19 protein-coding genes and 1 CRISPR repeat array are annotated in these 23477 nt (G+C 67.1%); of the genes, 11 read left to right on the forward strand and 8 right to left on the reverse strand.

Annotated features, from left to right (window positions below):
• Positions 1-165: 165 nt before the first annotated feature.
• On the reverse strand, positions 166-1053 hold the full coding sequence (locus tag AT700_RS06790; protein ID WP_003092195.1) for a LysR substrate-binding domain-containing protein: 888 nt from the start codon (positions 1051-1053) through the stop codon (positions 166-168).
• Positions 1054-1166: 113 nt separating this feature from the next.
• Here AT700_RS06790 and AT700_RS06795 point away from each other — a divergent pair, with 113 nt between their 5' ends.
• From AT700_RS06795 to AT700_RS06820, 6 genes are read left to right on the forward strand one after another with little or no spacing between them, the layout of a single operon-like run.
• Positions 1167-2894 (forward strand): acyl-CoA dehydrogenase family protein, encoded by a 1728-nt coding sequence (locus AT700_RS06795; protein ID WP_003453614.1) that lies wholly within the window; start codon positions 1167-1169, stop codon positions 2892-2894.
• A gap of 38 nt (positions 2895-2932) precedes the next feature.
• On the forward strand, positions 2933-4120 hold the full coding sequence (locus tag AT700_RS06800) for a CaiB/BaiF CoA transferase family protein (RefSeq protein WP_003143270.1): 1188 nt from the start codon (positions 2933-2935) through the stop codon (positions 4118-4120).
• Positions 4121-4179: 59 nt separating this feature from the next.
• Positions 4180-4977 (forward strand): enoyl-CoA hydratase, encoded by a 798-nt coding sequence (locus tag AT700_RS06805; protein ID WP_020424627.1) that lies wholly within the window; start codon positions 4180-4182, stop codon positions 4975-4977.
• On the forward strand, positions 4974-6506 hold the full coding sequence (locus tag AT700_RS06810; protein WP_034018953.1) for a 3-hydroxyacyl-CoA dehydrogenase: 1533 nt from the start codon (positions 4974-4976) through the stop codon (positions 6504-6506). Before AT700_RS06805 ends, AT700_RS06810 begins: the two co-directional genes overlap by 4 nt.
• A gap of 22 nt (positions 6507-6528) precedes the next feature.
• Positions 6529-7734: a 3-oxoadipyl-CoA thiolase gene (locus AT700_RS06815; RefSeq protein ID WP_003098466.1), complete on the forward strand. Its 1206-nt coding sequence runs from the start codon at positions 6529-6531 to the stop codon at positions 7732-7734.
• Positions 7735-7786: 52 nt separating this feature from the next.
• Complete coding sequence (locus tag AT700_RS06820) at positions 7787-9037, forward strand: OprD family porin (protein ID WP_003098463.1); 1251 nt, start codon at positions 7787-7789, stop codon at positions 9035-9037.
• A gap of 5 nt (positions 9038-9042) precedes the next feature.
• On the opposite strand, the gene metR is transcribed toward AT700_RS06820, so the two are convergent.
• On the reverse strand, positions 9043-9963 hold the full coding sequence (gene metR / locus AT700_RS06825; RefSeq protein WP_003109716.1) for a transcriptional regulator MetR: 921 nt from the start codon (positions 9961-9963) through the stop codon (positions 9043-9045).
• Between the two features lie 298 nt (positions 9964-10261).
• Here metR and AT700_RS06830 point away from each other — a divergent pair, with 298 nt between their 5' ends.
• Positions 10262-11248, forward strand: a complete 987-nt coding sequence (locus AT700_RS06830) for an alpha/beta fold hydrolase (RefSeq protein ID WP_003098462.1) — start codon at positions 10262-10264, stop codon at positions 11246-11248.
• Between the two features lie 16 nt (positions 11249-11264).
• Here AT700_RS06830 and AT700_RS06835 read toward each other — a convergent pair whose 3' ends face one another.
• The 5 genes from AT700_RS06835 to glpF form a co-directional block, all read right to left on the reverse strand.
• Positions 11265-11594: a GlpM family protein gene (locus AT700_RS06835; protein ID WP_003119370.1), complete on the reverse strand. Its 330-nt coding sequence runs from the start codon at positions 11592-11594 to the stop codon at positions 11265-11267.
• A gap of 132 nt (positions 11595-11726) precedes the next feature.
• On the reverse strand, positions 11727-13265 hold the full coding sequence (glpD, locus tag AT700_RS06840) for a glycerol-3-phosphate dehydrogenase (protein WP_003098460.1): 1539 nt from the start codon (positions 13263-13265) through the stop codon (positions 11727-11729).
• A 278-nt stretch (positions 13266-13543) separates the two neighbouring features.
• Positions 13544-14299 (reverse strand): DeoR/GlpR family transcriptional regulator, encoded by a 756-nt coding sequence (locus AT700_RS06845; protein WP_003092173.1) that lies wholly within the window; start codon positions 14297-14299, stop codon positions 13544-13546.
• 205 nt (positions 14300-14504) lie between these two features.
• Positions 14505-16022, reverse strand: a complete 1518-nt coding sequence (glpK, locus tag AT700_RS06850; RefSeq protein ID WP_003092168.1) for a glycerol kinase GlpK — start codon at positions 16020-16022, stop codon at positions 14505-14507.
• 39 nt (positions 16023-16061) lie between these two features.
• Positions 16062-16901, reverse strand: coding sequence for a glycerol uptake facilitator protein GlpF (gene glpF / locus AT700_RS06855; RefSeq protein WP_003143282.1), 840 nt, complete (start codon positions 16899-16901; stop codon positions 16062-16064).
• 264 nt (positions 16902-17165) lie between these two features.
• Between glpF and ybaK the strand changes: the two genes are divergently transcribed.
• The 4 genes from ybaK (at position 17166) to AT700_RS06875 (ending at position 20862) form a co-directional block, all read left to right on the forward strand.
• Positions 17166-17636, forward strand: a complete 471-nt coding sequence (gene ybaK / locus AT700_RS06860; protein ID WP_003098459.1) for a Cys-tRNA(Pro) deacylase — start codon at positions 17166-17168, stop codon at positions 17634-17636.
• Between the two features lie 63 nt (positions 17637-17699).
• Positions 17700-19184, forward strand: a complete 1485-nt coding sequence (gene glpK, locus AT700_RS06865) for a glycerol kinase GlpK (protein WP_003092161.1) — start codon at positions 17700-17702, stop codon at positions 19182-19184.
• A 195-nt stretch (positions 19185-19379) separates the two neighbouring features.
• Positions 19380-20165: a PhzF family phenazine biosynthesis protein gene (locus AT700_RS06870; protein WP_003092159.1), complete on the forward strand. Its 786-nt coding sequence runs from the start codon at positions 19380-19382 to the stop codon at positions 20163-20165.
• 382 nt (positions 20166-20547) lie between these two features.
• Positions 20548-20862, forward strand: a complete 315-nt coding sequence (locus tag AT700_RS06875) for a hypothetical protein (RefSeq protein ID WP_003113065.1) — start codon at positions 20548-20550, stop codon at positions 20860-20862.
• A gap of 269 nt (positions 20863-21131) precedes the next feature.
• Positions 21132-21939: a CRISPR direct-repeat array (repeat unit 28 nt; unit sequence GTTCACTGCCGTATAGGCAGCTAAGAAA).
• A 1079-nt stretch (positions 21940-23018) separates the two neighbouring features.
• Here the strand turns inward: AT700_RS06875 and AT700_RS06885 are convergent.
• The gene (locus AT700_RS06885; protein WP_003117503.1) at positions 23019-23441 is read right to left on the reverse strand and encodes a hypothetical protein; all 423 of its coding nucleotides are present in this window, start codon (positions 23439-23441) and stop codon (positions 23019-23021) included.
• Between the last annotated feature and the right edge of the window lie 36 nt (positions 23442-23477).

Genomic DNA, 23477 nt, shown 5'->3' on the forward strand with positions numbered 1-23477 from the left:
TTCGCTGAAAGGCGGGGCGGAAACGCTGGTTTCCGTGGAGGGAGAGCGTGCGTCGGTGTTGACCCGGGTGCCTCGGAGTCTAGGTGGCACCCCCGCAAATCAATAGTCTTTTAATCTTATGGCTCGATAAGGGATTCCATATCGACGTTTTCCGTCAGCCCTCGCTCAGGCGTCGTCCAGGCCGCTCTTCAGCGTCGCCAGGAACGCCTGCGCCGCCCGGGAAGGTTCGCTGGCCGGAAGGATCGCGTGGATCTCCGAACGCGCGCCGGCCGGCTCGATCTCCAGGTAGCGCACCTCGTTCCGCCAGGCCAGGCAGAGGGTCTCCGGGATCAGCGCGACGCCCATGCCGAGACCGACCATGGCGGCGACGGTCTGCCACAGGCGCGCCTCGTGGCGGATGCGCGGGCTGAAGCCGGCGTCCACGCAGCGGGCGATGATCAGGTCGTGGTAGTGCGGGGAGACATGGCGCGGGAAGAGGATGAAGTCTTCGTCGCGCAGTTCGGCGAGGTCCAGACGCGCCTGGCCAGCCAGGCGGTGCCCGGCGGGCAGGCAGCAGAGGAACGGGTCGCTGATCAAGGGTTCGGAGACGATTTCCGCCGGCAGCCTGCCCCAGTGCACGAAGCCCAGGTCGATCTGCCCGCGCTGCAACGCCTGGGCCTGCTCCGCGCTGTTCATTTCGCCGAGCACCACCTCCATGTTCGGGTGCTCCCGTTCGAAGCGGGACATGGCCCTGGGCAGGCCGCGGTAGAGCATGGAGTTGACGAAGCCGACGCGCAGTTGGCCGACGTCGCCCTCGGCGGATAGCTGGGTCAGGCGTTTCACCTTCTCTGCCTGCAGCAGCAGGTTGCGCGCTTCCACCAGCAGGACCTGGCCGGCGCCGGTGAGCTTCACCGACTTGTTGTTGCGCAGCAGCAATTGGGTTCCGAGCTGTTCCTCCAGCTTCTTGATGTCGAAGCTCAGCGCCGGCTGGGAGATGAACAGGCGAGCCGCGGCGCGACCGAAATGCAGTTCCTCGGCGACCGCGATGAAGTAGCGAAGCTGTCTGAGATCCATGGCAGGCACCTGGTTCTACGATCTGTTTTTCTTATCGTCGATGATTTTTTTTGTATTGGATGCTTATCGAAGCACTCGCCTAGTCTCGGCGCAAGACAAGCAGGAGCCGCGCCATGACCGCCATGCCCGAAGTACTTCGCGAAGATACGCTGAACATCCCCGACAGCCGTGGGCTGAATCTCTACACCTGCGATCCGGCCCTGGAGCGGCTGCTGGAGGTATACCTGCCGCCGGCGTTGCTCGCCGAATGGCGGCCGCTCCTCGAACGGCTCGGCGCCCGTGCCGGCGGCGAGCTGGACGTGCTGGCGCTGGCGGCGGACAAGAACCCGCCGGTGCTGGCGCCGCGCACCCGCCGCGGCGAGGATTTGCAGAGCATTCGCAAGCATCCGGACTACGTCGCCCTCGAACAGGTGGCCTATGCCGAACTTGGCCTGGCTTCCATGAGCCATCGCCCGGACGGCCCGCCGCCGCTGGTGAAGTATGCGCTCACCCACCTGTTCGTACAGGCCGAGTTCGGCCTTTGCTGCCCGGTCAGCATGACCGACTCGCTGACCCGCACCCTGCGCAGGTTCGGCGCGCCAGAACTGGTCGAGCGCTACCTGCCGTCCCTCGCCTCGCGGGATTTCGACGAGCTGTTCCAGGGCGCCATGTTCATGACCGAGCAGGCCGCCGGCTCCGATGTGGCGCGGACCCGTACCGTGGCGCGGGAGCAGGGCGGTGAGTGGAAGCTCTACGGCGACAAGTGGTTCTGCTCCAACCCGGACGCCGACCTGGCGATGGTCCTGGCCCGCCCCGAAGGCGCGCCGGAAGGAATGAAGGGCGTGACCCTGTTCCTGTTGCCGAAGGTCCGCGAGGACGGCACGCGCAACGCCTATCGCATCGTCCGCCTGAAGGACAAGCTGGGCAGCCGCTCCATGGCCAGCGGCGAAGTCCGCCTGGAAGGCGCCAGCGCCTACCTGATCGGCGAGATCGGCCGCGGCTTCCAGCAGATGGCCGACATGGTCAACATGTCGCGCCTGTCCAACGGCGTGCGCGCCGCCGGGCTGATGCGCCGGGCGCTGAGCGAGGCGCTGTTCGTCGCCCGCCATCGGCGCGCCTTCGGCAAGCACCTGATCGACATGCCGCTGATGCAGAAGCAGTTGCTGAAGATGATGCTGCCCACCGAACAGGCGCGCTCGATGTTCATGCAGATCGCCACGCTGCTGCCGCGCGCCGATGGCGGCGAGGTCGAGGCGCAGAAATGCGTGCGGATCCTCACCCCGCTGATCAAGTTCCGCGCCTGCCGCGATGCGCGACGGGTCACCGGCGACGCCATGGAGGTGCGCGGCGGGGTCGGCTACATCGAGGAGTGGAGCGACCCGCGGCTGGTGCGTGACGCCCACCTGGGGTCGATCTGGGAGGGCACCAGCAACATCGTGGCGCTGGACGTCGCCCGTGCGGTGAGCCGCGAACAGGCGCTCGAACCCTTGCAGCGCCACCTGCGCCGGCTGCTGGATGACAGCGACCTGCCAGGGGACGCCCGCGACCTCTTCGACGAACTGCTGGTGCGAGTGGTCGCGACCATGGCCGACGTCGCCGAGCGCCGCCAGGACGAGCAGGTGCGCCAGGCCGGCAGCGCCCTCTACCACCTGTGCACGGCGATCTTCATGGCCTGGGAAGCCAGCCGCCAGGCACCCGACCAGCGCCGCCTGGCCCTGGCCTTCCTGGTCGCCCGGCACAAGCTGCTGCCGCGCGACCCGCTGCACCTGGAGGGTTGGACCGACCAGGCCGAACTGCTGGCCAGGGTGGTCGGCGAGGTGCCGCTGAGCCAGGCCGAAGCCATGCAATTGCTGCCGGCCTGACTGCCCGCATTCCCGCTCACAACAACCAGAGAGTCGCCATGACCAATCAGACGGGCGCCCTGCGTGGCCTGAAAATCATCGATCTCAGTAGGGTCCTCGGCGGACCCTACTGCTCCCAGGCGCTGGCCGACCACGGCGCCGAGGTGATCAAGCTGGAACCCCTTGGCGGCGACGAAACCCGTGGCTGGGGGCCGCCCTTCGAGGGCGACACGGCGTCCTACTTCAAGGGCGTGAACCGCAACAAGAAGGGCATCGCCGTCGACCTGGCGACGGCGGAGGGCATCGAGCTGCTGCTGCGCTTGCTGGAGGACGCCGACGTACTGCTGGAGAACTTCAAGCCCGGCACCCTGGCGCGCTGGGGGATCGGCTACGAGGAGGTGCTTCGCCAGCGCTTCCCGCGGCTGGTCCACTGCGCGGTATCGGGCTTCGGCGCCGACGGCCCGCTCGGCGGCCTGCCCGGCTACGACGCGGCGATCCAGGCGATGGCCGGACTGATGAGCGTGAACGGCGAGGCCGGCGGCGAGGCGTTGCGCATCGGCCTGCCGATCGTCGACATGGTCACCGGGCTGAACGCCATGGCCGGCATCCTCCTCGCCCTCCACGAGCGCCAGGTCAGCGGGCGCGGGCAGTCGGTGGACATCGCCCTGTACGACTGCGGTATCTCCCTGCTGCACCCGCACCTGCCGAACTACTTCGCTTCCGGACGTACGCCCCGGCGTAGCGGCAACGCCCACCCGAACATCGCGCCCTACGACAGCTACCGCACCGGTACCGAGCCGATCTTCCTCGCCGTCGGCAACGACCGCCAGTTCGCCCGCCTGTGCGAGTACCTGGGAGCCGATGAACTGCCGGGGGACCCGCGCTTCGCCGACAACGGCAAGCGCTCGGTCAACCGCGAGGCGCTGAAGCGCGCTCTGGAGGACTACCTGGCGGCCCACGACGGCCGTGAGCTGGCCGAGCGGCTGATCCGTCTCGGCGTGCCCTGCGGAGCCATCGCCACGGTGGAGCGGGTGGTGGAGCACCCGCACACCCGCCATCGCGGGATGGTCGTCGAACTCGAGGGCTATCGCGGCATCGCCTCGCCGGTGAAGCTTTCGCGCACCCCGGCCAGCTACCGCGCCGCGCCGCCGGTGCTGGGCGGAGACACCCGGGAAGTCCTGGCGGAACTGGGATTGAGCGCCGAGGCGATCGACGCGCTGGTCCGGCGCGGCATCGTCCGCGCCTGAAACCCCTCACGGCACGGCCTGCGCCGTGCAACTCAATCCCCGGGCAATTGGAGATGGCCATGGATTCCTCCCCTGGGGCGGTGCGCCCCGAACTCGTGCTGCTGGAGCGGCCGGAGCAGGGCGTGGCCCTGTTGCGACTGAACCGCCCGGCAGTGCTCAACGCCCTGAACATGCGCCTGCGCGAGGCTCTGGCGGAGCACGTACGGCGCCTCGACGAGTGCGCCGATACCCGGGTCATCGTCCTCACCGGAAATGGCACGGCGTTCGCCGCCGGCGCCGATCTCAACGAACTGGCGGAGGCGTCCGTGCTGGAGATCCAGCAGCGCGGGGTGGAGCGCCACTGGCAGGCCCTCGCCGCCTGCCGCAAGCCGCTGATCGCCGCCGTGGAGGGCCACGCCCTGGGCGGAGGCTGCGAGTTGGCGATGCACTGCGACCTGATCGTCGCCGGTGCCTCGGCGCGCTTCGCCCAGCCGGAAGTTCGTGTCGGCGTGATGCCCGGCGCCGGCGGCACCCAGCGCCTGGTGCGAGCGGTGGGCAAGTTCCAGGCGCTGCGCATGCTGTTTACCGGTTGCACGGTACGGGCGCCGGAGGCCCTGGCCATAGGGTTGGTCAGCGAGGTGGCGGCGGATGGCCAGGCATTGGATCGCGCCCTCGAACTGGCTCGCCAGATCGCCGGCCTGCCGCCGCTGGCGCTGGCGCAGATCAAGGAAGTGGTCCTGGCCGGCGCCGACCTGCCGCTGGACCAGGCCCTGGCGCTGGAGCGCAAGGCCTTCCAGTTGCTGTTCGACAGCCACGACCAGAAGGAGGGCATGCGTGCCTTCCTGGAAAAACGCACAGCGGAGTACCTGGGAAAATGAGCGAGCCATCGATCGTTCTCATCGGTATCGTCGGTACCGGTGCCATGGGCCAGGGCATCGCCCAGCTCGCTGCCTGTGCCGGGCTGTCGGTGCTGCTCTACGACAGCCGCCAGGGGGCGGCGCTGCAAGCGCGCGAGCAGATCGCCACGGTCCTTGCCCGGCAGGTGGAGCGGGGCCGGCTGGAGGCGGAGGCTGTCGAGCGCGCGATGGGCAATCTGCGGGTGGTCGAGGACTTGCGGGTCCTAGGCGGCTGCCAGTTGGTGATCGAGGCGATCGTCGAGAACCTGGAGGCCAAGCAGGCGTTGTTCCGCCAATTGGAAGAGGTGGTCGGCGACGAAGCGATCCTCGCCAGCAATACCTCCTCGCTGTCGGTTACCGCGATCGCCTCGGCCTGTCGCGATCCCGGCCGGGTCGCCGGTCTGCACTTCTTCAATCCGGTGCCGCTGATGCGTCTGGTGGAGGTGATCGAGGGTCTCGCCACCCGCACCGGCATCGCCGAGCGACTGTGCGCCCTGGTGGCGACCTTCGGCCACCAGGCGGTGCGTGCCACGGACAGCCCCGGCTTCATCGTCAACCATGCCGGACGGGCCTTCGGCACCGAGGCGCTGCGTATCCTCGGCGAGGGCGTGGCGCCGGTGGCGGCGATCGACGAAGTCCTGCGCGAGGGCGCCGGCTTCCGCATGGGCCCGTTCGAGCTGTTCGACCTGGTCGGGTTGGACGTCAGCCTGCCGGTGATGGAGTCGATCTACCGGCAGTACTACGAGGAGCCGCGTTATCGTCCGCATCCCTTGCTGCGCCAGATGCTCGCCGCCGGCCGCCTGGGGCGCAAGAGCGGCCAGGGCTTCTACCGCTACGACGGCGCTGGGCAGGTGCCCGTCGCCGCCCCGGCGGTTGCGCCAGGCGCGGCGTTGCCGCCGGTGTGGCTGGGCGTCGACGACGAACATGACCGCGCGCCATTGCTGACGTTGCTACAACGTCTGGGCGCCGAGGTGGAGAGCGGCGAGCGTCCTTCCGGGGCGGCGTTGTGCCTGCTTGCGCCACTGGGCGCCGACGTCAGCGCCGCAGCGCGGCGGTTCGCCGTCGATCCGACGCGCAGCCTGGCCATCGACGTGCTGTCGGACCTGGAGCGACACCGCTGCCTGATGGCCTGCCCGGCGACCCGAGCGGAGCTGCAGCAGGCGGCTCGCACCCTGTTCGCACGGGACGGCGTGGGCGTCACGCTGATTCGCGACAGCGCCGGGTTCATCGTCCAGCGCACCCTCGCCTCGATCGTCAATCTCGCCTGCGACATCGCCCAGCAGGGTATCGCTTCGGTGGAGCACATCGACCTGGCGGTGCGCCTCGGTCTCGGCTATCCGCTGGGGCCGCTGGAGTGGGGCGACCGAATGGGTGCCGGGCGCGTGCTGCGCATCCTCGAACGCCTGCATGCGCTCAGCGGCGACCCGCGCTATCGCCCCAGCCCCTGGCTGCGCCGGCGCGCCCAACTGGGCCTTTCCCTGCGCCAGCCGGACAGCCCGTTGGCCTCCTGATCCCTTCGCGGAGAAACACACCATGCTCGATGCCTATATCTACGCCGGCCTGCGTACGCCTTTCGGCCGGCATGCCGGTGCACTCTCGACGGTGCGTCCGGACGACCTGGCCGGCCTGCTGCTGGCGCGTCTCGCGGAAACCTCCGGGTTCGCCGTCGACGACCTGGAGGATGTGATCCTCGGTTGCACCAACCAGGCCGGCGAAGACAGCCGCAACCTGGCGCGCAACGCGCTGCTCGCAGCCGGCCTGCCGGCGCGGCTGCCCGGACAGACGGTCAACCGCTTGTGTGCCAGCGGACTGTCGGCGGTGATCGACGCGGCGCGCGCGATCAGTTGCGGCGAGGGTCGGCTGTACCTGGCCGGCGGCGCCGAAAGCATGTCCCGGGCGCCGTTCGTCATGGGCAAGGCGGAGAGCGCCTTCAGCCGCACGCTGGAGGTCTTCGACAGCACCATCGGCGCGCGCTTCGCCAACCCCAGGCTGGTCGAGCGCTATGGCAACGACAGCATGCCGGAGACCGGCGACAACGTGGCCCGCGCCTTCGGCATCGCCCGCGAAGACGCCGACCGTTTCGCCGCTTCTTCCCAGGCGCGCTACCAGGCTGCGCTGGAGGAGGGCTTTTTCCTCGGCGAGATCCTTCCGGTGGAGGTGCGTGCCGGACGCAAGGGCGAGACGCGGCTGGTGGAGCGCGACGAGCATCCGCGGCCGCAGGCCGACCTGGCGGCCCTGGCGCGCTTGCCGGCGTTGTTCGCCGGCGGGGTAGTGACCGCCGGCAATGCCTCGGGGATCAACGACGGGGCGGCGGTAGTGCTGCTGGGCGACCGCGCGATCGGCGAGCGCGAGGGCATCCGGCCGTTGGCGCGGATCCTCGCCAGCGCCAGCGTCGGCGTCGAGCCCCGGTTGATGGGCATCGGCCCGCAGCAGGCGATCCTCCGCGCGCTGCAACGCGCCGGCATCGACCTGGACGAGGTCGGCCTGATCGAGATCAACGAAGCCTTCGCGCCGCAGGTCCTGGCCTGCCTGAAGTTGCTCGGCCTGGACTACGAGGACCCGCGGGTCAATCCCCATGGCGGCGCCATTGCCCTCGGCCATCCGCTCGGCGCCTCCGGTGCGCGCCTGGTGCTCACCGCCGCCCGCGGGCTGCAACGCATCGAGCGGCGCTACGCGGTGGTCAGCCTGTGCGTCGGGCTCGGCCAGGGCGTGGCGATGGTGATCGAGCGCTGCCGATGAGACACCGTTCCCCCTAGAAAAAGAGGCGCCCAGGCGCCCGTTCGGAGTGCGTATGAACAACAACAAGAAATGCGCGTTTTTCCTGCTGCCGATCCTTGCCGGCGATAGCGTTCCCGCCTTGGCCGAGGGCTTCCTCGAAGACTCGCGGGCCAGCCTGGCCTTGCGCAACTTCTACATGAACCGCGACTTCCGCGATGGCGCGGGACGTGCGAAAAGCGAGGAGTGGGCCCAGGGCTTTCTCTTCGACTACCGCTCGGGCTATACCGAGGGCACCCTCGGCGTGGGTCTCGACCTGCTGGGCAAGCTCGGCGTCCGGCTCGATTCCGGCGCGGGGCGTAGCGGCACCGGCCTGCTTCCGCTTCGCGACGATGGCAGCGCGGCGGGCGACTACGCGCGGCTGGACGCGACCGCCAAGCTGCGCCTGTCGCGCAGCGAACTGAAGGTCGGCGGCCTGGTACCGAAGCTACCGACCATCCAGCCCAACTACGGGCGGCTATTCCCCCAGGTGTTCCAGGGCGCGCTGCTGACTTCCGGTGAACTGAGCGGACTGAGCCTGAACCTGGGACGGCTGACCGAGGTCAGCCAGCGCAACGAGGCGGGCACCAGCGACCTGGCGCTGTTCAACCGCAACCGGCGTTTCGCCGGCGCGGCGCAGGCGGACCGTTTCGACCTGGCCGGCCTGGACTACCGTATCGCCCCGGACTGGACCGGCAGCTACCACTATGGCGAACTGGAGCAGGTCTACGCCCAGCATTTCCTCGGTCTCAAGGGGCGCATCGGCATCGCTGCGGACAGCCTGGAGAGCGACTTGCGCCTGGCGCTCAGCCGGGATACCGGCGGCGCTCGCGGCGGGCGCATCGACAACCGTTCCTTCAGCGGGTCGCTCACCTACCGCCTGCGCAACGGCCAGGCCTTCGGCCTGGGCTACCAGCGGATGAGCGGCGACCACGGTTTCCCCTACCTGGAGGGGACCGATCCGTACCTGGTCAATTTCGGCCAGTACAACGACTTCGCCGAGGCTGGCGAATCCTCCTGGCAACTGCGCTACGACTGCGACTTCGCGCCGCTCGGGGTGCCCGGCCTGAGCCTGATGACGCGCTATTTCAGCGGCCATGGCGCGAAACCGAAGGGCGCCGACGGCAGTCGCGAGTGGGAACGCGACAGCGACCTGCGCTACGTGTTGCAGGGCGGTGCGCTGAAGGGACTGGGGCTGGTCTGGCGCAACGCTACCTACCGTTCGGCCTTCAGCCGCGACATCGACGAGAACCGCCTGTACCTGACCTATGAGCTGCCGCTGTTCTGAGCCGTTCAGCCCTTGGCGGCGCTGACCCCTTCGAGGGTGGCGAAGGAGGTGTCCTTGGCGGTGAGCAGGAAGTCGCGCATGAATGGCGCATCGAACATGTCCGTGCGGATGGCGGCGAAGAGCGTGCAGTACAGGCCCTTTTCACCGAGGCGCCGGGCCGTCACGTAGCCGCGCGAGCTGTACTCGTGCAGGGCCCAGTTCGGCAGGCAGCAGACGCCGCGACCGGAGGCCACCAGCTGCATCATCATCACGGTCAGCTCGGCTATGCGCACCTGCGCCGGCTCCACGTCGGCGGGGTCGAGGAAGCGGGTGAAGACGTCGAGACGATCGCGTTCCACCGGATAGGTGATCAGGGTTTCCCGCTCCAGGTCCTCCGGGACGACATACGGTCGACCAGCCAGGGCATGCTGGTTGGCCACCGCCAGCAGCGCTTCGTAGGTGAACAGTGGCACGTAGGTGATGCCGGGCAACTCGATCGGGTCGGCGGTCACCACCAGGTCGAGGTCGCCGCGGGCCAGGGCCGGCAGCGGCGCGAAGGAGAAGCCCGAGGCCAGGTCCAGTTCGACTTCCGGCCAGGCGTCGCGGAACTGGTCGATGGTCGGCATCAGCCACTGGAAGCAACTGTGGCATTCGATGGCCATGTGCAGGCGTCCGGCGGTACCGCCGGCGAGCCGCGCCAGGTCGCGCTCGGCGGTGCGCAGCTGGGGCAGCAGCGAGTCGGCCAGTTGCAGCAGGCGCAGCCCGGCGCTGGTGAAGCGTACCGGCTTGGTCTTGCGCACGAACAGCTGCATGCCCAGGCGCTCTTCCAGTTCCTTGAACTGGTGCGACAGCGCCGACTGGGTAAGGTGCAGGCGCTCGGCGGCTTCCACCAGGCTGTCGGCTTCGCGCAGCGCGTGCAGGGTCTTGAGGTGGCGAAGTTCGAGCATGGCGGCCTCTGTATGAGCAAAACTTGATAGCGGTGCGGATTCGTTGAGTTTGTCTCATACGCCAGGGGCTGTCGACAAGCGATGGCCTCGATCCCGCAGAGCGTGCGATCGTGGAGCGACGGGGAGAAGAGCCCGGCACACGGGACGGCGGCACGGAGCAGCGGCGCAACGCCGCAGAGCCACAACGCCACGACCGCCTGGCGGCATTCATCAAACTGTCACGCTACTGTGGCAGCGCGCTGGACGAAATTTAATCAGAATCGCGCTCCACTGGGGTTTTGCGTTCTGGGTTTTCTTCATGCGTGCTTTCATCTTCCTGGCCGCCTTGTTGTGCAGCCTCTCCTCCTTTGCGGCGGCGCGTTGCGACGCACGCGTACCTACCGAGACGGTCGAACTGGGCGACGTGCGCCTGGCCTACCAAAGCATCGGCCGCGACAGCGATCCGGCCCTGCTGCTGGTGATGGGCCTGGGCGGGCAACTGATCCACTGGCCGGACGAGGTGGTCAGCGCCCTGTGCGAGCAAGGCTTCCGGGTGATCCGCTACGACAACCGCGACGTCGGCCTGTCGGCCTGGAACGTGCCGGTGCCCAGTTCGCGGCTGACCTACGAAGTGGTGCGTTATCGCCTCGGCCTGCCGGTCAGCGCGCCCTATACCCTCACCGACATGGCCGGCGATGCCCTGCATCTGCTCGACGCGCTGGATATCCCCCAGGCCCATGTGCTCGGCGCCAGCATGGGCGGGATGATCGCCCAGCACATCGCCGACATGGCGCCGCAGCGCCTGCTCAGCCTGACCCTGGTGATGACCAGCTCCGGCGCCGAAGGCCTGCCGGCGCCCAGCGAGTCGCTGCTGCGCCTGCTGGCGCGGCGCGAGGCGGCCAGCCGCGAGCAGGCGGTCGAGCAGCAGGCCGACCTGCTGGCGGCGCTGGGCAGCCCGGAAGTGCGCGATGATCGCCAGCAACTTCTGTTGCAGGCCGCACGTTCCTACGACCGCGCGTTCAACCCGGAAGGCGTGCAGCGGCAATTGCTGGCGATCCTCGCCGAACCCAGCCGGGTGCCGCTGCTGAACCGTCTGCAGGTGCCGACCCTGGTGATCCATGGCACCGCCGATCCGCTGCTGCCGGTGATGCACGGCGTACACGTGGCGGCGCATATCCGTGGCTCGGAGCTGAAGCTGATCCCCGGTCTCGCCCATCGCTTCCAGGAAGCCTTCAAGGAGCCGTTGCTGGCGGCGGTGGTGCCTTACCTGAAGGCCCATCGGCAGGCCAGCGTCGTCCAGCTCTGAAGCCGCGCTCGCGGTCTCAGGCGTGCAGGCGTACCCAGAGGCCCACCAGCACGCTTGCCGCCACCAGCCAGGCCAGCGCCGCCAGGGCCAGCGAGGTCTCCAGGCGGAAGCGCTCGACCAGCAGGTAGAGCGCGGCGAGATAGACGAAGTAGGGGATGATCGACCACATGCCGAAGACGATGGTGGTCTTCAGGTCGTCCAGCGAACGGCCCTTGCCGACGATGTAGTGGGCAATCAGGGCGAAGGTGGGAAACAGCGGCACCAGGCCGGCGATGTAGTAGTTGCGGGTCTTCGACAGGACGGCGAGGAGCACGACCACGGCGGCGCCGATCAGCGCCTTGAACATCAGGTCCACGGGATTCTCGACTGCGGCGGCGCCACCGGCTTGGTGGCGTCGCGCATTATGCCCGGATCGTCCCGTACCCTTCCATAACGAACGAGGCCCGCAAAAGCGGGCCTCGACGTTTCTGGCTGGCGATCAGGCCGCATGCACCCGCGGGCGATGCGGATGCTCGCTCTGCAGGTACTGGCCGAGGCGCACCTGCTGGCTCGGCGAGAGGAACAGGCCGAGCTTGCTGCGGCGCCAGAGGATGTCCTCGGCGTCCTGGGCCCACTCGTGCTTGCACAGGTAGTCCACTTCGCGGGCATACAGGCCGCCGCCCAGGTGCTCGCCGAGATCGGCTTCGCCATTGACCCCGTCCAGCAGGCGCCACACCCGGGTGCCGTAGGTGCGCGCCCAGCGCAGCGCCAGTTCGCGGTCGAGCCAGGCGTAGCGGTTGGCCAGTTGCTCGGTGAGCGCCTCGACGCTCTGCATCTGCTCGCCGCCCGGCAGCGGTGCCTTGGCGGTCCAGGCCGGGCCGAGATTGGCGAAGAACGGCTGGAGCTGCGTCAGCGCCGATTCGGCCAGCTTGCGGTAGGTGGTCAGCTTGCCGCCGAACACCGAGAGCAGCGGCGGCTCGCCGTTGCCGGCGGAGAGCGACAGGGTGTAGTCGCGGGTGATCGCCGAAGGCTCGTCGGACTCGTCGTCGCACAGCGGACGCACGCCGGCGAAGCTGTGCAGGATGTCGGCGGCCGCGAGTTGCTGCTTGAAATGGGCGTTCACCACTTGCAGCAGGTAGGCGGTTTCCTCTTCGCTGATCGCCACCTTGGCCGGGTCGCCCTGGTACTCGCGATCGGTGGTGCCGATCATGGTGAAACGGTCCAGATAGGGGATGGCGAAGACGATGCGGCGGTCTTCGTTCTGCAGGATGTAGGCGTGCTCGCCTTCGTACAGCTTCGGCACGATGATGTGGCTGCCCTGGATCAGGCGGATACCGTAGGGCGACTTCTGTTTCAGGTCGTCCTGGATGAAGCGCGCTACCCAGGGGCCGGCGGCGTTCACCAGGGCGCGGGCGCGGATCGAATACAGGCTGCCGTCGCTGCGCTCCAGGTGCAGGTGCCAGAGTCCCTTGCTGCGACGGGCGCTGACGCAGCGGGTGCGGGTATGGACGTGGGCGCCGTGCTCGCGAGCGGAGATCGCGTTGAGCACCACCAGGCGCGCATCGTCCACCGCGCAGTCGGAGTACTCGAAGCCACGGCGGATCTCGGCCTTCAGCGGGCTGCTGCCGGTGAAGCGCAGGCCGCGCGAGGCGGGCAGCTTCTCGCGCTTGCCGAGGTGATCGTAGAGGAACAGGCCGGCACGGATCATCCAGGCCGGGCGCAGGTGCGGACGGTGCGGCAGGACGAAGCGCAGCGGCTTGACGATGTGCGGCGCCTTGGCCAGCAGGACCTCGCGCTCGGCCAGGGCTTCGCGGACCAGGCGGAATTCGTAGTGTTCGAGGTAGCGCAGGCCGCCGTGGATCAGCTTGCTGCTGGCCGAGGAGGTGTGCTGGGCCAGGTCGTGCTGTTCGCAAAGGAACACGGACAGGCCGCGCCCGGCTGCGTCGGCGGCGATCCCTACACCGTTGATGCCACCGCCGACCACGGCGACATCGTAGACTTCGGCGAGTGGAGCGGAGGGGGTGTGCGCTTGACTCATGTGAAAGGCCCTGAAGTCGAAAGTGAACGTAGTTTTGTTCGAATTCGAAAATAGCTTAGTCGATTGCGCAGTTATTGACCAGCCCGATTCACCAGGCTTTTTCAATTTCGAAGGGGTGCCCGGGCGCTACCGGTTTGCCCGTCCGCGCGGGAACCGCCCCTCTTCCGCATGCGGGAAAGCGGCCGCCGAGGGTCGTGGCGCATGGGCAGGGGTCGGCAGGTGGCTTTTCTGAAACGAACATTCACGGCGCCGAACGGCGCCGTGGCAGGGGAAATGCCTCAGACCAGGTCCAGGTGAACCTTGTGCTGTGCCATCAGGCGGGCGATGGCGGCGGGCGGCGGGCTGTCGCTGATGACCCGGTTGACCAGCGAGATCGGTCCCAGGCGGACCACCGCGTTGCGCCCGAACTTGCTCGAGTCGGCGGCCAGGAACACTTGCCGCGCGTTGTCGATGATCGCCTGGGATACGCGCACTTCCTGGTAGTCGAAGTCGAGCAGGCTGCCATCCTCGTCGATGCCGCTGATGCCGACCAGGGCGAAGTCGACGCGGAACTGCTGGATGAAATCCACCGCGGCCTGGCCGACGATGCCGCCGTCGCTGCGTACGGTGCCGCCGGCGACCAGCACTTCGAAGTCTTCCTTGGCGCTGAGGGTGGCGGCCACGTGCAGGTTGTTGGTGATGATCTTCAGATTGCGGTGGTTGAGCAGGGCGCGGGCGATGGCCTCGGTGGTGGTGCCGATGTTGATGAACAGCGAGGCGTTGTCCGGCACCAGGCTGGCCACGGCTTCGGCGATGCGCTGCTTCTCGTCACGCATCTGGTCGGCGCGCATGGTGTAGGCGGTGTTCTCGATGCTCGAATCGTAGGCCGCACCGCCGTGGTAGCGGCGCAGCAGTCCCTGTTCGGCGAGCTGGTTGATGTCGCGGCGGATGGTCTGCGGGGTGACCGCGAACATCTGCGCCATCTCCTCGATGCTCAGGTAACCGCGCTCGCGGACCTCCTCGATGATGCTTTGCTGTCGGGGGGGCAGGTTCATGGGTTGTTCTCGTGCTGCCGGGCCGGGACCCTGGAAAGTCGCCAAGAATGCCGCACGCGGGGGGCCGTTGTCAGCCGTGCATGAGTCGTAGAGGGCGCCGCGGCGGCACCCGGCCGCCGCGCGCAAACGTTACCCAGGGCATGCCAGAGCGGCGCCCGGGAACACGCCATTCGCCGCATTGCGGCGGACGAATGGCGCCAGCTCGTCACAGTTCGCCGTCGTCCCAGCCGCGAGTGCGCTCCACCGCTTTCTTCCAGCCGGCATAGAGCTTTTCGCGCCGGGGCTCGTCGCACTCCGGCTCGAACACCCGCTCGATCACCGCCTTGCTCTTCAGCTCGTCGAGGCTGCTCCAGAAGCCGCAAGCCAGGCCGGCCAGGTAGGCGGCGCCGAGGGCGGTGGTCTCGCGCATCACCGGACGTTCCACGCGGGTGCCGAGGATGTCGGCCTGGAACTGCATGAGGAAGTTGTTGGCCACCGCCCCGCCGTCGACGCGCAGGGCGCGCAGGCGTTCGCCGGCATCGCGCTGCATGGCGTCGAGCACGTCGCGGGTCTGGTAGGCGATGGATTCCAGGGTAGCGCGGATCAGGTGGTCGGCCTTGACTCCACGGGTCAGGCCGAACACCGCGCCGCGCGCATAGGGGTCCCAATAGGGCGCGCCGAGTCCGGTGAAGGCCGGTACCAGGTAGACGCCGTTGCTGTCCTTGACCTTGGTGGCGAAGTATTCGGAATCGAAGGAGTCGTTGATCACCTTCAGTTCGTCGCGCAACCACTGCACCGTGGAGCCGCCGTTGAACACCGCGCCCTCCAGGGCGTAGCCGACCTCGCCGCGCGGGCCGCAGGCGATGGTGGTGAGCAGGCCATGGGTGGATTTCACCGCCTTGTCGCCGGTGTGCATCAGCAGGAAGCAGCCGGTGCCGTAGGTGTTCTTCGCCTGGCCCGGTTCCACGCACATCTGGCCGAACAGGGCGGCCTGCTGGTCGCCGGCGATCCCGGCGATCGGCAGCTCGCCGCCGCCGACCCCGCCGATCCGGGCGTTGCCGTAGACCTCCGAAGAGTTGCGCACCTCGGGCAGCATCGAGCGGGGAATGTCGAGCACCTCGAGCATCCGTGCGTCCCAGTCGAGGCTGTGGATGTTGAACAGCATGGTCCGCGAGGCATTGGTGTAGTCGGTGACGTGGACCTTGCCTTCGGTGAGCTTCCAGATCAGCCAGGTGTCGATGGTGCCGAACAACAGGTCGCCGTTGCGCGCGCGTTCGCGGGCGCCTTCGACGTTGTCGAGGATCCACTTCAGCTTGGTCCCGGAGAAGTACGGATCGGTGACCAGCCCGGTGGTTTCGCGGATGTAGTCTTCCAGCCCGTCGCGCTTGAGCTGCGCGCAGATCGCCGCGCTGCGCCGGCACTGCCAGACGATGGCGTTGTGGATCGGCCGACCGCTGTGACGGTCCCAGACCACCGTGGTCTCGCGCTGGTTGGTGATACCGATGGCGGCCACCTGGTCGTGCTCGATGCTGGCCTGGGCGAGGGCCTCGACCAGGGTCGAACTCTGCGTGGCCCAGATTTCCATCGGGTCGTGCTCGACCCAGCCGGCCTGCGGATAGAACTGGGCGAACTCGCGCTGGGCCTGGCTGACCACGTTGGCATCGCGGTCGAAGACGATGGCGCGGGAGCTGGTGGTGCCCTGGTCCAGGGCGACGACGTATTTCTTGTTGTGCTTGTCGGTCATGGCTGTGGCCTTGTGGCTATGGCAGGAAAGAACGGGCGGTCAGGAAGCGCGAACCTTCTCCGGCTCGGCTTCGGCGGGCGCTGCGGCGCTCGGCAGATGGCGCGCGATCAGTACACGATAGCCGCCGGCGCCGAGGCAGGCACCGAGGATCGGGGCGAAGATCGGCACCAGGAAATAGGGAATCTCGCGGCCGCCGGTGAAGGCGATGGGCCCCCAGCCGGCCAGGTAGGTCATCAGCTTGGGGCCGAAGTCGCGCGCCGGGTTCATCGCGAAACCGGTCAGCGGGCCCATGGCGCTACCGATCACGGCGATCAGCAGGCCGATCAGCAGCGGCGCCAACGGACCGCGCGGCAGGCCGTTGCCGTCGTCGGTAAGGGCCATGATCACCGCCATGAGGATGGCCGTGATCACCACTTCGACGAGGAACGCCTGGCCGACCGACAGCGCCGGGTGCGGATAGGTGGAGAACACCGAGGCCAGGGCCAGGCTGTCCTGGCTGCCGCGGACGATGTTCTGCGCCTGTTCGAACTCGATGAACAGGCTGCTGTAGAGGGTGTAGACCAGCGCTGCGGCGCAGAACGCACCGGCCACCTGGGCGGTGATGTAGAACGGCAGCTTGCGCCCCTCGAAGCCGGCGAACAGCCACAGCGCGATGCTCACCGCCGGGTTCAGGTGGGCGCCGGAGACGCCGGCGCTGAGGTAGATCGCCATGCTCACGCCGATCCCCCAGATGATGCTGATCTCCCACAGGCCGAAGCTGGCGCCGGCGACCTTCAGGGCCGCGACGCAACCGGTGCCGAAGAAGATGAGGAGGGCGGTGCCGAGGAACTCGGCCAGGCATTGGCCGAACAGGGACGGGGTCGGGGCGGCGGTGGTCATGGGGCCTCTCTTGTCTGTTCTTGTAATTATGGCGGGCAGCCGTGAAAATTGTTCAGTTTCGAAAAAATATATTCACAAAGGAATGCTGTCAAAGCGCGAAGATGAACGTTTGTCCGAAAAACGACCCTCCGGTTTCGTTTTCGCGGCCAATCGAATATCGCTACCGAGGCACGCGGGCCGCGGCATCGGCGCCCGTGCAGCAGGGGCGGCGATGGCTTAAGGTAGGCGCCGGTTTTCAGCCAACGTTCTTCTCCGGGAGTGACCATGACCCCTGCCATCGACCTGCTGAAAAAGGCCCGCGCCGCGCACAAGGTGCTCAGCTACAGCCACGACCCCAAGGCACCTTCCTATGGCCTGGAGGCCGCGGAAAAGCTCGGCCTGGACCCGCAGCGGGTGTTCAAGACGCTGCTCGCCGCCACGGAGAAGGGCGAGTTGCTGGTGGCGGTGGTGCCGGTGATCGGCAGTCTCGACCTGAAGGCCCTGGCCCATGCGGCGGGGGCGAAGAAGGCCGACATGGCCGATCCGCAGGCGGCGCAGCGGGCTACCGGCTACCTGGTGGGCGGGATCAGCCCGCTGGGGCAGAAGAAGCGCCTGCGTACCTTCATCGATGAAAGCGCGCGGCAGTACCCGAGCATCCATGTCAGCGCAGGACGGCGCGGGCTGGAAGTGGAGCTGGCGGCCGAGGTGCTGGCCCAGCTGACCCAGGGTTCGTTCGCCGCCATCGGCCGTGAATGAGCCGCTAATCCCGCCGGCCTAGCGGTCGGCATTCGTCTTACTTTTCAATCTGTCAGGTTTTCCATGTCCCACTATCTCCTCGCCATCGACCAGGGCACCACCAGCTCCCGCGCCATCGTGTTCAGTGCCCAGGGCTTGCCGGTGGCGAGCTGCCAGCAGGAATTCAAGCAGTACTTCCCGAAGGACGGCTGGGTGGAGCACGACGGCGAGGAAATCTGGCTGACCACCCTCCAGGTCTGTCGCGACGCGCTCGCCCGCAAGGGCTTGCGCGCGGCCGACATCGCCGCCATCGGCATCACCAACCAGCGCGAGACCACGCTGGTCTGGGACGCCGCCAGCGGCGACCTGATCCACCCGGCCATCGTCTGGCAGGATCGTCGTACCGCCGACTACTGTGCCGAACTCAAGGCCGCCGGCCACGAGGCGAACGTCAGCGCGCGCACCGGGCTGCTGATCGATCCGTATTTCTCCGCCACCAAGCTGCGCTGGATCCTCGACAACGTGCCCGGCGCCCGCCAGCGCGCCGAACGCGGCGAGCTGCGCTTCGGCACCGTCGACTGCTTCCTGCTCTGGCGCCTGACCGGCGGCCGCTCCCATCGCACCGACGCGACCAACGCTTCGCGCACCCTGCTGTTCAACATCCACAGCCAGGACTGGGACGAGGAATTGCTGGCGCTGTTCGAGATCCCGCGCAGCCTGCTGCCGGAGGTACTCGACTGCGCGGCGGAGTTCGGCGTCAGCGAGCCGTCGCTGCTTGGCGCGGCGATCCCGGTGCTGGGCATGGCCGGCGACCAGCAGGCCGCGCTGATCGGCCAGGCCTGCTTCCAGCCGGGCATGGTGAAGAGCACCTACGGCACCGGCTGCTTCATGATCCAGAACACCGGCGAGCAGCCGGTGACCTCGAAGAACCGCCTGCTCACCACGGTCGGCTACCGTCTGGACGGCAAGGTCAGCTACGCGGTGGAGGGCAGCATCTTCGTCGCCGGCGCCGCGGTGCAATGGCTGCGCGACGGCATCAAGCTGATCGACCACGCCCACGAGAGCGAAGCCCTGGCGATCCAGGCCGGCGACTCCAACGGCGTCTACCTGGTGCCGGCCTTTACCGGCCTCGGCGCGCCCTACTGGGACCCGAAGGCGCGCGGCGCGATCTTCGGCCTGACCCGCGACACCGGAATCAAGGAGATCGTCACCGCCGGTCTGCAATCGGTCTGCTACCAGACCCGCGACCTGCTCGAAGCGATGCGCCAGGACGGCACGCCGCCCAGCGCGCTGCGGGTGGACGGCGGGATGGTGGTGAACAACTGGGTGATGCAATTCCTCACCGACATCCTTGGTGTCACCGTGGAGCGCCCGGAAGTCACCGAGACCACCGCCCTCGGCGTGGCCTACATGGCCGGGCTGAAGGCCGGCTTCTATCGCGACCTGGACGACATCGCCAGCCACTGGCACCTGCAGCGCCGCTTCGCCGCGCACATGGCCGAGGAGCGCCGCGGCGAACTCTACGCCGGCTGGCAGAACGCGGTGCGACGGGTGCGCAGCGAGGCCTGAGCGGCGTTTCGCGGAAAAAGGCGGCGTTTTTGCCGGCGGCTTCACAACGCCGGCAGGTCGCCGCAAACGCCCGCTCGGGCAATGGGTCGAAGGCAGGGCGAAGTCCCACTGTTACGATCGGAAAAGATCGCACTGTATCGCCCATCCCGGAGCCTGCGGCGGCATGCTGTGGCGATCGTTCCCAGGAGGTCTGCCATGCAGCTCGAGTTCCACCAGGTCGACGCGTTTTCTTCCCGCCCGTTCAGTGGCAATCCCGCCGTGGTCTATCGCCTCGACGCCTGGCTGGCGGACGAGCTGATGCAGATGATCGCGACCGAGCACAACCTCTCCGAGACCGCCTTCGTCGTTCGCGAAGGAGAGGCCTGGCGGATCCGCTGGTTCACCCCGAGCGTCGAGGTGGCGCTCTGCGGCCACGCCACACTGGCTGCGGCCCACGTACTGTTCGAGGTCTACGACGAGCCGGGCGAGCGCCTGGAATTCATCTCGCGCTCCGGTGCGCTGCGGGTCAACCGCGAGGACGAGCGGCTGGTCCTGGATTTCCCCGCGCAGTATCCGAGCGAGGTCGGTAGCACCGTCGAGCTGGAGCAGGCCCTGGGCCTGCCGCCGGTGGACGTGCTGGGCTCCACCGACAAGCTGCTGGTGCTGCTCGAGTCCGAAGAGGCGGTGCGCGCCTGTCGCCCCGACTTCGCGGCCCTGGCGCGGCTGCCCTGGCGTGGAGTGATCGTCACCGCGCGGGGTCTGCAGAAGGATTTCGTCTCGCGCTTCTTCGCCCCGGCGATGGGCGTCGACGAAGACCCGGTCACCGGCTCCGCGCATTGCAGCCTGATTCCCTACTGGGCCCAGCGCTTGAACAAACTGTCGCTGACCGCCCAGCAGTGCTCGGCGCGCGGCGGCGAGCTGTGGTGCCGGTTGGAGGGCGAGCGGGTGAGTATCGCCGGGCATGCGGTGCTGGTGGCGAGCGGAAGGATTCGATTGAGCTGAGGGCCGCTTCAGGAGGGGGGATGACCTCGTGCATGCCAGACCTCCACATACCGAAGCCCTGATCCGTAGGGTGAATAACCGCTTGCGGTTATCCGCCGCTTATCCGGGAGTATCGGCGGATACCGCCTGTGGCGGTATTCGCCCTACAGGCCCTGGAAACACCGGACAGCTCCCCCGGACATTTCCGCAGGCTCTCTCAGAAGCCCGGGAATTGGATAAAAACCCAGTAGGAGGATGATGGAGGGGCCGGCAAATCCATCCCGCAGGGACAGGACCGAACGGCACTGCCCTCTATTTTCTGAGGGCAAAAAAGACGCGGGCCGCAGGTGCGGGAACACCTACGACCCGCTAACCACAAACCAGCTTATAAAGGAGCTGACCCATGGCTAAGCCGAATGATACGTCCAACCCCGAGGTAACAGAATCGTCCCCCCGCTTCGTCCCGCTGCTACCCACCTCCCAGGCCGACATGTGTCCGCGTAGCGCCACCCTGTACGTGGACACCCATGCACTCCCCACGCACTTGTTCGACAACGCGAAAGTGCGCTTGAGGTCGGCGATCAACATCCTGGCCATGACCCGTTTGCTCGATGAGAAAGAAGAGCCCGGCGGCACCCTGGCCTACATCAACGGTGCGTTGCTGTCGCTGCTCAGCGATGCCTTGTCCGAAATCGAGGCGGGCCACCCGAGCCTGTAGCGCCGCTCCCTGGCGCGACGCCCCCGGCCTGGCCGGGGGCTTTGCGGCATCGCCATCACAAGACCTTTCGCGCCCGAACGGCACGCTTGATCGCCGTCCCGGTCCTCGCGAAACGGCCGCCAATTGCCCGAAGCTTCCGACCCTTTTTTCGGACGATTTCTTACGCCCTTATAAATCAGCAAGTTACGAGACCTCGAAAAAAGAGGGTTTCTGGCGGGAAAAACTCGGTATTTCTTTTTCCTTCAAATGGTTATAGGTTTTCGGGGCTAGTTCACTGCCGTATAGGCAGCTAAGAAAGCTAGTTCGTCAGCAAGAAGAGCGGCCCGCTAGTTCACTGCCGTATAGGCAGCTAAGAAATTGCTGGCGCCGCCGGTGAGCTTCGCGTACTCGTTCACTGCCGTATAGGCAGCTAAGAAAAAATAAAGAGTGCCTTTCTTACTGCTGATCAAGTTCACTGCCGTATAGGCAGCTAAGAAATGGTCGTCTCGCAATCCGCCTCGGCCGCTGGCGTTCACTGCCGTATAGGCAGCTAAGAAACGGTAGAGACGTCGGTGAGCGCTGCGATCTGCGTTCACTGCCGTATAGGCAGCTAAGAAAGCAATCGATCAGGCTATGACCGCCGAAGCCTAGTTCACTGCCGTATAGGCAGCTAAGAAATCGACGTTGCCGACCCGCGGCCGCGCCCGGTTGTTCACTGCCGTATAGGCAGCTAAGAAATCGGCCAAGGCTCCGGCATCGAGCACGATGCCGTTCACTGCCGTATAGGCAGCTAAGAAATTGAGGAACAGGCGCGCTACGTCCGCCGCGAAGTTCACTGCCGTATAGGCAGCTAAGAAATTGATGATGCCGTCCTGCTGTTTGCCGGCGATGTTCACTGCCGTATAGGCAGCTAAGAAATACGGGCAGTCACGGCGAAAGGCACTCAGCGAGTTCACTGCCGTATAGGCAGCTAAGAAATCGCGCAATGATTTCAGCCGCGGAGCGCATAGGTTCACTGCCGTATAGGCAGCTAAGAAAATAGATAACACGTGTGACCGCGACCACTACCGGTTCACTGCCGTATAGGCAGCTAAGAAACTCAAGAAAGAGCAGAACGGCCAGCTTGCGCCGTTCATTGCCGTGTAGTCCCGTAGGGCGAATGCCGCCATAGGCGGTATCCGCCCTACGGATCGGGTTCCTGGCATCCACGAAGTGAGGCTTGCCCTCCAAGTGGTGGGGCGGCAAACCCGCCCCGTCAGGAGGCCGAGCGGAATCGTTGCGGAGGGGGACGAGTGGCAGGATGCCGCGAGAGCCGCCTCGGTCCACGAAGGACCGTGGCGGCGTGCCGCCGGGAGCAACGATGCAGCGAGGGCACCCCAGCCGAGAAGCGGCTGGGGCCGGATGCCGGGGCGAGTCTTTTGGTTCCTTTTGGACGCTTGCAAAAGGAACTCGCCTGGGAAGGCGAAACAAGAGGCCAAGGCAGGCACAGAAAATAGCTTGACCACCAAACATGACGCCCGCTCAAGCGCTAAGCAACAGCGCCCCCCTCACTGCCGTGTAGCTAAGAAATCGCGAGCGATATAGTCCCGTAGGGCGAATACCGCCATAGGCGGTATCCGCCGATGCACTGGAGAGCCGGCGGATAACCGCAAGCGGTCATTCGCCCTACGGATCGGGCTCCTGGCATGCCCTCCGAGTGGCAGGGCGAGTCTTTTGGACGCTTGCAGAAGGAGCTCGCCTGGAAAGGCGAAACAAGAGGCCAAGGCAAGCACGACAAGCAGCTTGAGCAGCAAACATGAAGCCCGCTCGAACGTCCCGTAGGGCGAATACCGCCACAGGCGGTATCCGCCGATGCCCCGGACAGCCGGCGGATAACCGCAAGCGGTTATTCGCCCTACGGATCGGGCTCCTGGCTTGCCCTCCGAGTGGTGGGCGAGTCTTTTGGACGCTTGCAGAAGGAACTCGCCTGGAAAGGCGAAACAAGAGGCCAAGGCAAGCACGACGCCCGCTCAAGCGCTAAGCAACAGCTTCCCCCCTTAGTGCCGTGCAGGCAGCGACGGGAGCTGGGGGCCAGTCACGCATTCACGGCCCGCCAGGCAGTCCCCGTGCACCCGGTGCCGAAACGCCACCTTCGTGCCCTGCGTCATGGCCAATGCTCCACGGCAAGTCGCTACCCCTCAGTACCCATCCGCCACCGGTGCCAGGTAGAGCCCGCCCGCACCGAGGGTAATGCGTAGGTTGCGGATCTCTCCGGCGCGCAGGGTCAGGGTCTGTCCGGCGAGGATGGTCATGCCGTTCCGGCAGGCGTCGCCAGGACCGTTCGGCGCAAGACGCACGTCCACCGCGCCGGGTTGCAGGTTCAGGGCCAGGCTGGCGCCCGGTTGCAGGTTGCCGACCAGTTCGTCGTGGACGTACAGGCCGACATCGCAGGCAGTGCCGGACTCGACCCGCTCGCGGGAAACGTTCAGCACCGCATAGCCGATCGGCGCCGGGTCGGGTTGCGCCCAGCCGCCGCTGGCCGGTTGCGGGTCCGCGGCGAGCGCCGGGAGGGCGCAGGCCAGGGCAGCGGTATGGAGCAGCGGGCGAAGGATGGGGAACATGGCGGGCCTCGGCGGCGGGGGGCGTAAGGAAAAGCT

Source organism: Pseudomonas aeruginosa (genome assembly GCF_001457615.1).
Classification (GTDB): Bacteria; Pseudomonadota; Gammaproteobacteria; order Pseudomonadales; family Pseudomonadaceae; genus Pseudomonas; species Pseudomonas aeruginosa.

Excerpts from the sequence above, each read along its gene's own strand:
- AT700_RS06820 (WP_003098463.1), top strand. The coding sequence starts at position 7,787 with ATGAACAACAACAAGAAATGCGCGTTTTTCCTGCTGCCGATCCTTGCC.
- ybaK (WP_003098459.1), top strand. The coding sequence starts at position 17,166 with ATGACCCCTGCCATCGACCTGCTGAAAAAGGCCCGCGCCGCGCACAAG.
- glpD (WP_003098460.1), bottom strand. The coding sequence starts at position 13,265 with ATGAGTCAAGCGCACACCCCCTCCGCTCCACTCGCCGAAGTCTACGAT.
- AT700_RS06790 (WP_003092195.1), bottom strand. The coding sequence starts at position 1,053 with ATGGATCTCAGACAGCTTCGCTACTTCATCGCGGTCGCCGAGGAACTG.
- AT700_RS06845 (WP_003092173.1), bottom strand. The coding sequence starts at position 14,299 with ATGAACCTGCCCCCCCGACAGCAAAGCATCATCGAGGAGGTCCGCGAG.
- glpF (WP_003143282.1), bottom strand. The coding sequence starts at position 16,901 with ATGACCACCGCCGCCCCGACCCCGTCCCTGTTCGGCCAATGCCTGGCC.
- AT700_RS06885 (WP_003117503.1), bottom strand. The coding sequence starts at position 23,441 with ATGTTCCCCATCCTTCGCCCGCTGCTCCATACCGCTGCCCTGGCCTGC.
- AT700_RS06815 (WP_003098466.1), top strand. The coding sequence starts at position 6,529 with ATGCTCGATGCCTATATCTACGCCGGCCTGCGTACGCCTTTCGGCCGG.
- AT700_RS06795 (WP_003453614.1), top strand. The coding sequence starts at position 1,167 with ATGACCGCCATGCCCGAAGTACTTCGCGAAGATACGCTGAACATCCCC.
- AT700_RS06810 (WP_034018953.1), top strand. The coding sequence starts at position 4,974 with ATGAGCGAGCCATCGATCGTTCTCATCGGTATCGTCGGTACCGGTGCC.
- metR (WP_003109716.1), bottom strand. The coding sequence starts at position 9,963 with ATGCTCGAACTTCGCCACCTCAAGACCCTGCACGCGCTGCGCGAAGCC.
- AT700_RS06870 (WP_003092159.1), top strand. The coding sequence starts at position 19,380 with ATGCAGCTCGAGTTCCACCAGGTCGACGCGTTTTCTTCCCGCCCGTTC.
- AT700_RS06830 (WP_003098462.1), top strand. The coding sequence starts at position 10,262 with ATGCGTGCTTTCATCTTCCTGGCCGCCTTGTTGTGCAGCCTCTCCTCC.
- AT700_RS06800 (WP_003143270.1), top strand. The coding sequence starts at position 2,933 with ATGACCAATCAGACGGGCGCCCTGCGTGGCCTGAAAATCATCGATCTC.
- glpK (WP_003092168.1), bottom strand. The coding sequence starts at position 16,022 with ATGACCGACAAGCACAACAAGAAATACGTCGTCGCCCTGGACCAGGGC.
- glpK (WP_003092161.1), top strand. The coding sequence starts at position 17,700 with ATGTCCCACTATCTCCTCGCCATCGACCAGGGCACCACCAGCTCCCGC.
- AT700_RS06805 (WP_020424627.1), top strand. The coding sequence starts at position 4,180 with ATGGATTCCTCCCCTGGGGCGGTGCGCCCCGAACTCGTGCTGCTGGAG.
- AT700_RS06875 (WP_003113065.1), top strand. The coding sequence starts at position 20,548 with ATGGCTAAGCCGAATGATACGTCCAACCCCGAGGTAACAGAATCGTCC.
- AT700_RS06835 (WP_003119370.1), bottom strand. The coding sequence starts at position 11,594 with ATGTTCAAGGCGCTGATCGGCGCCGCCGTGGTCGTGCTCCTCGCCGTC.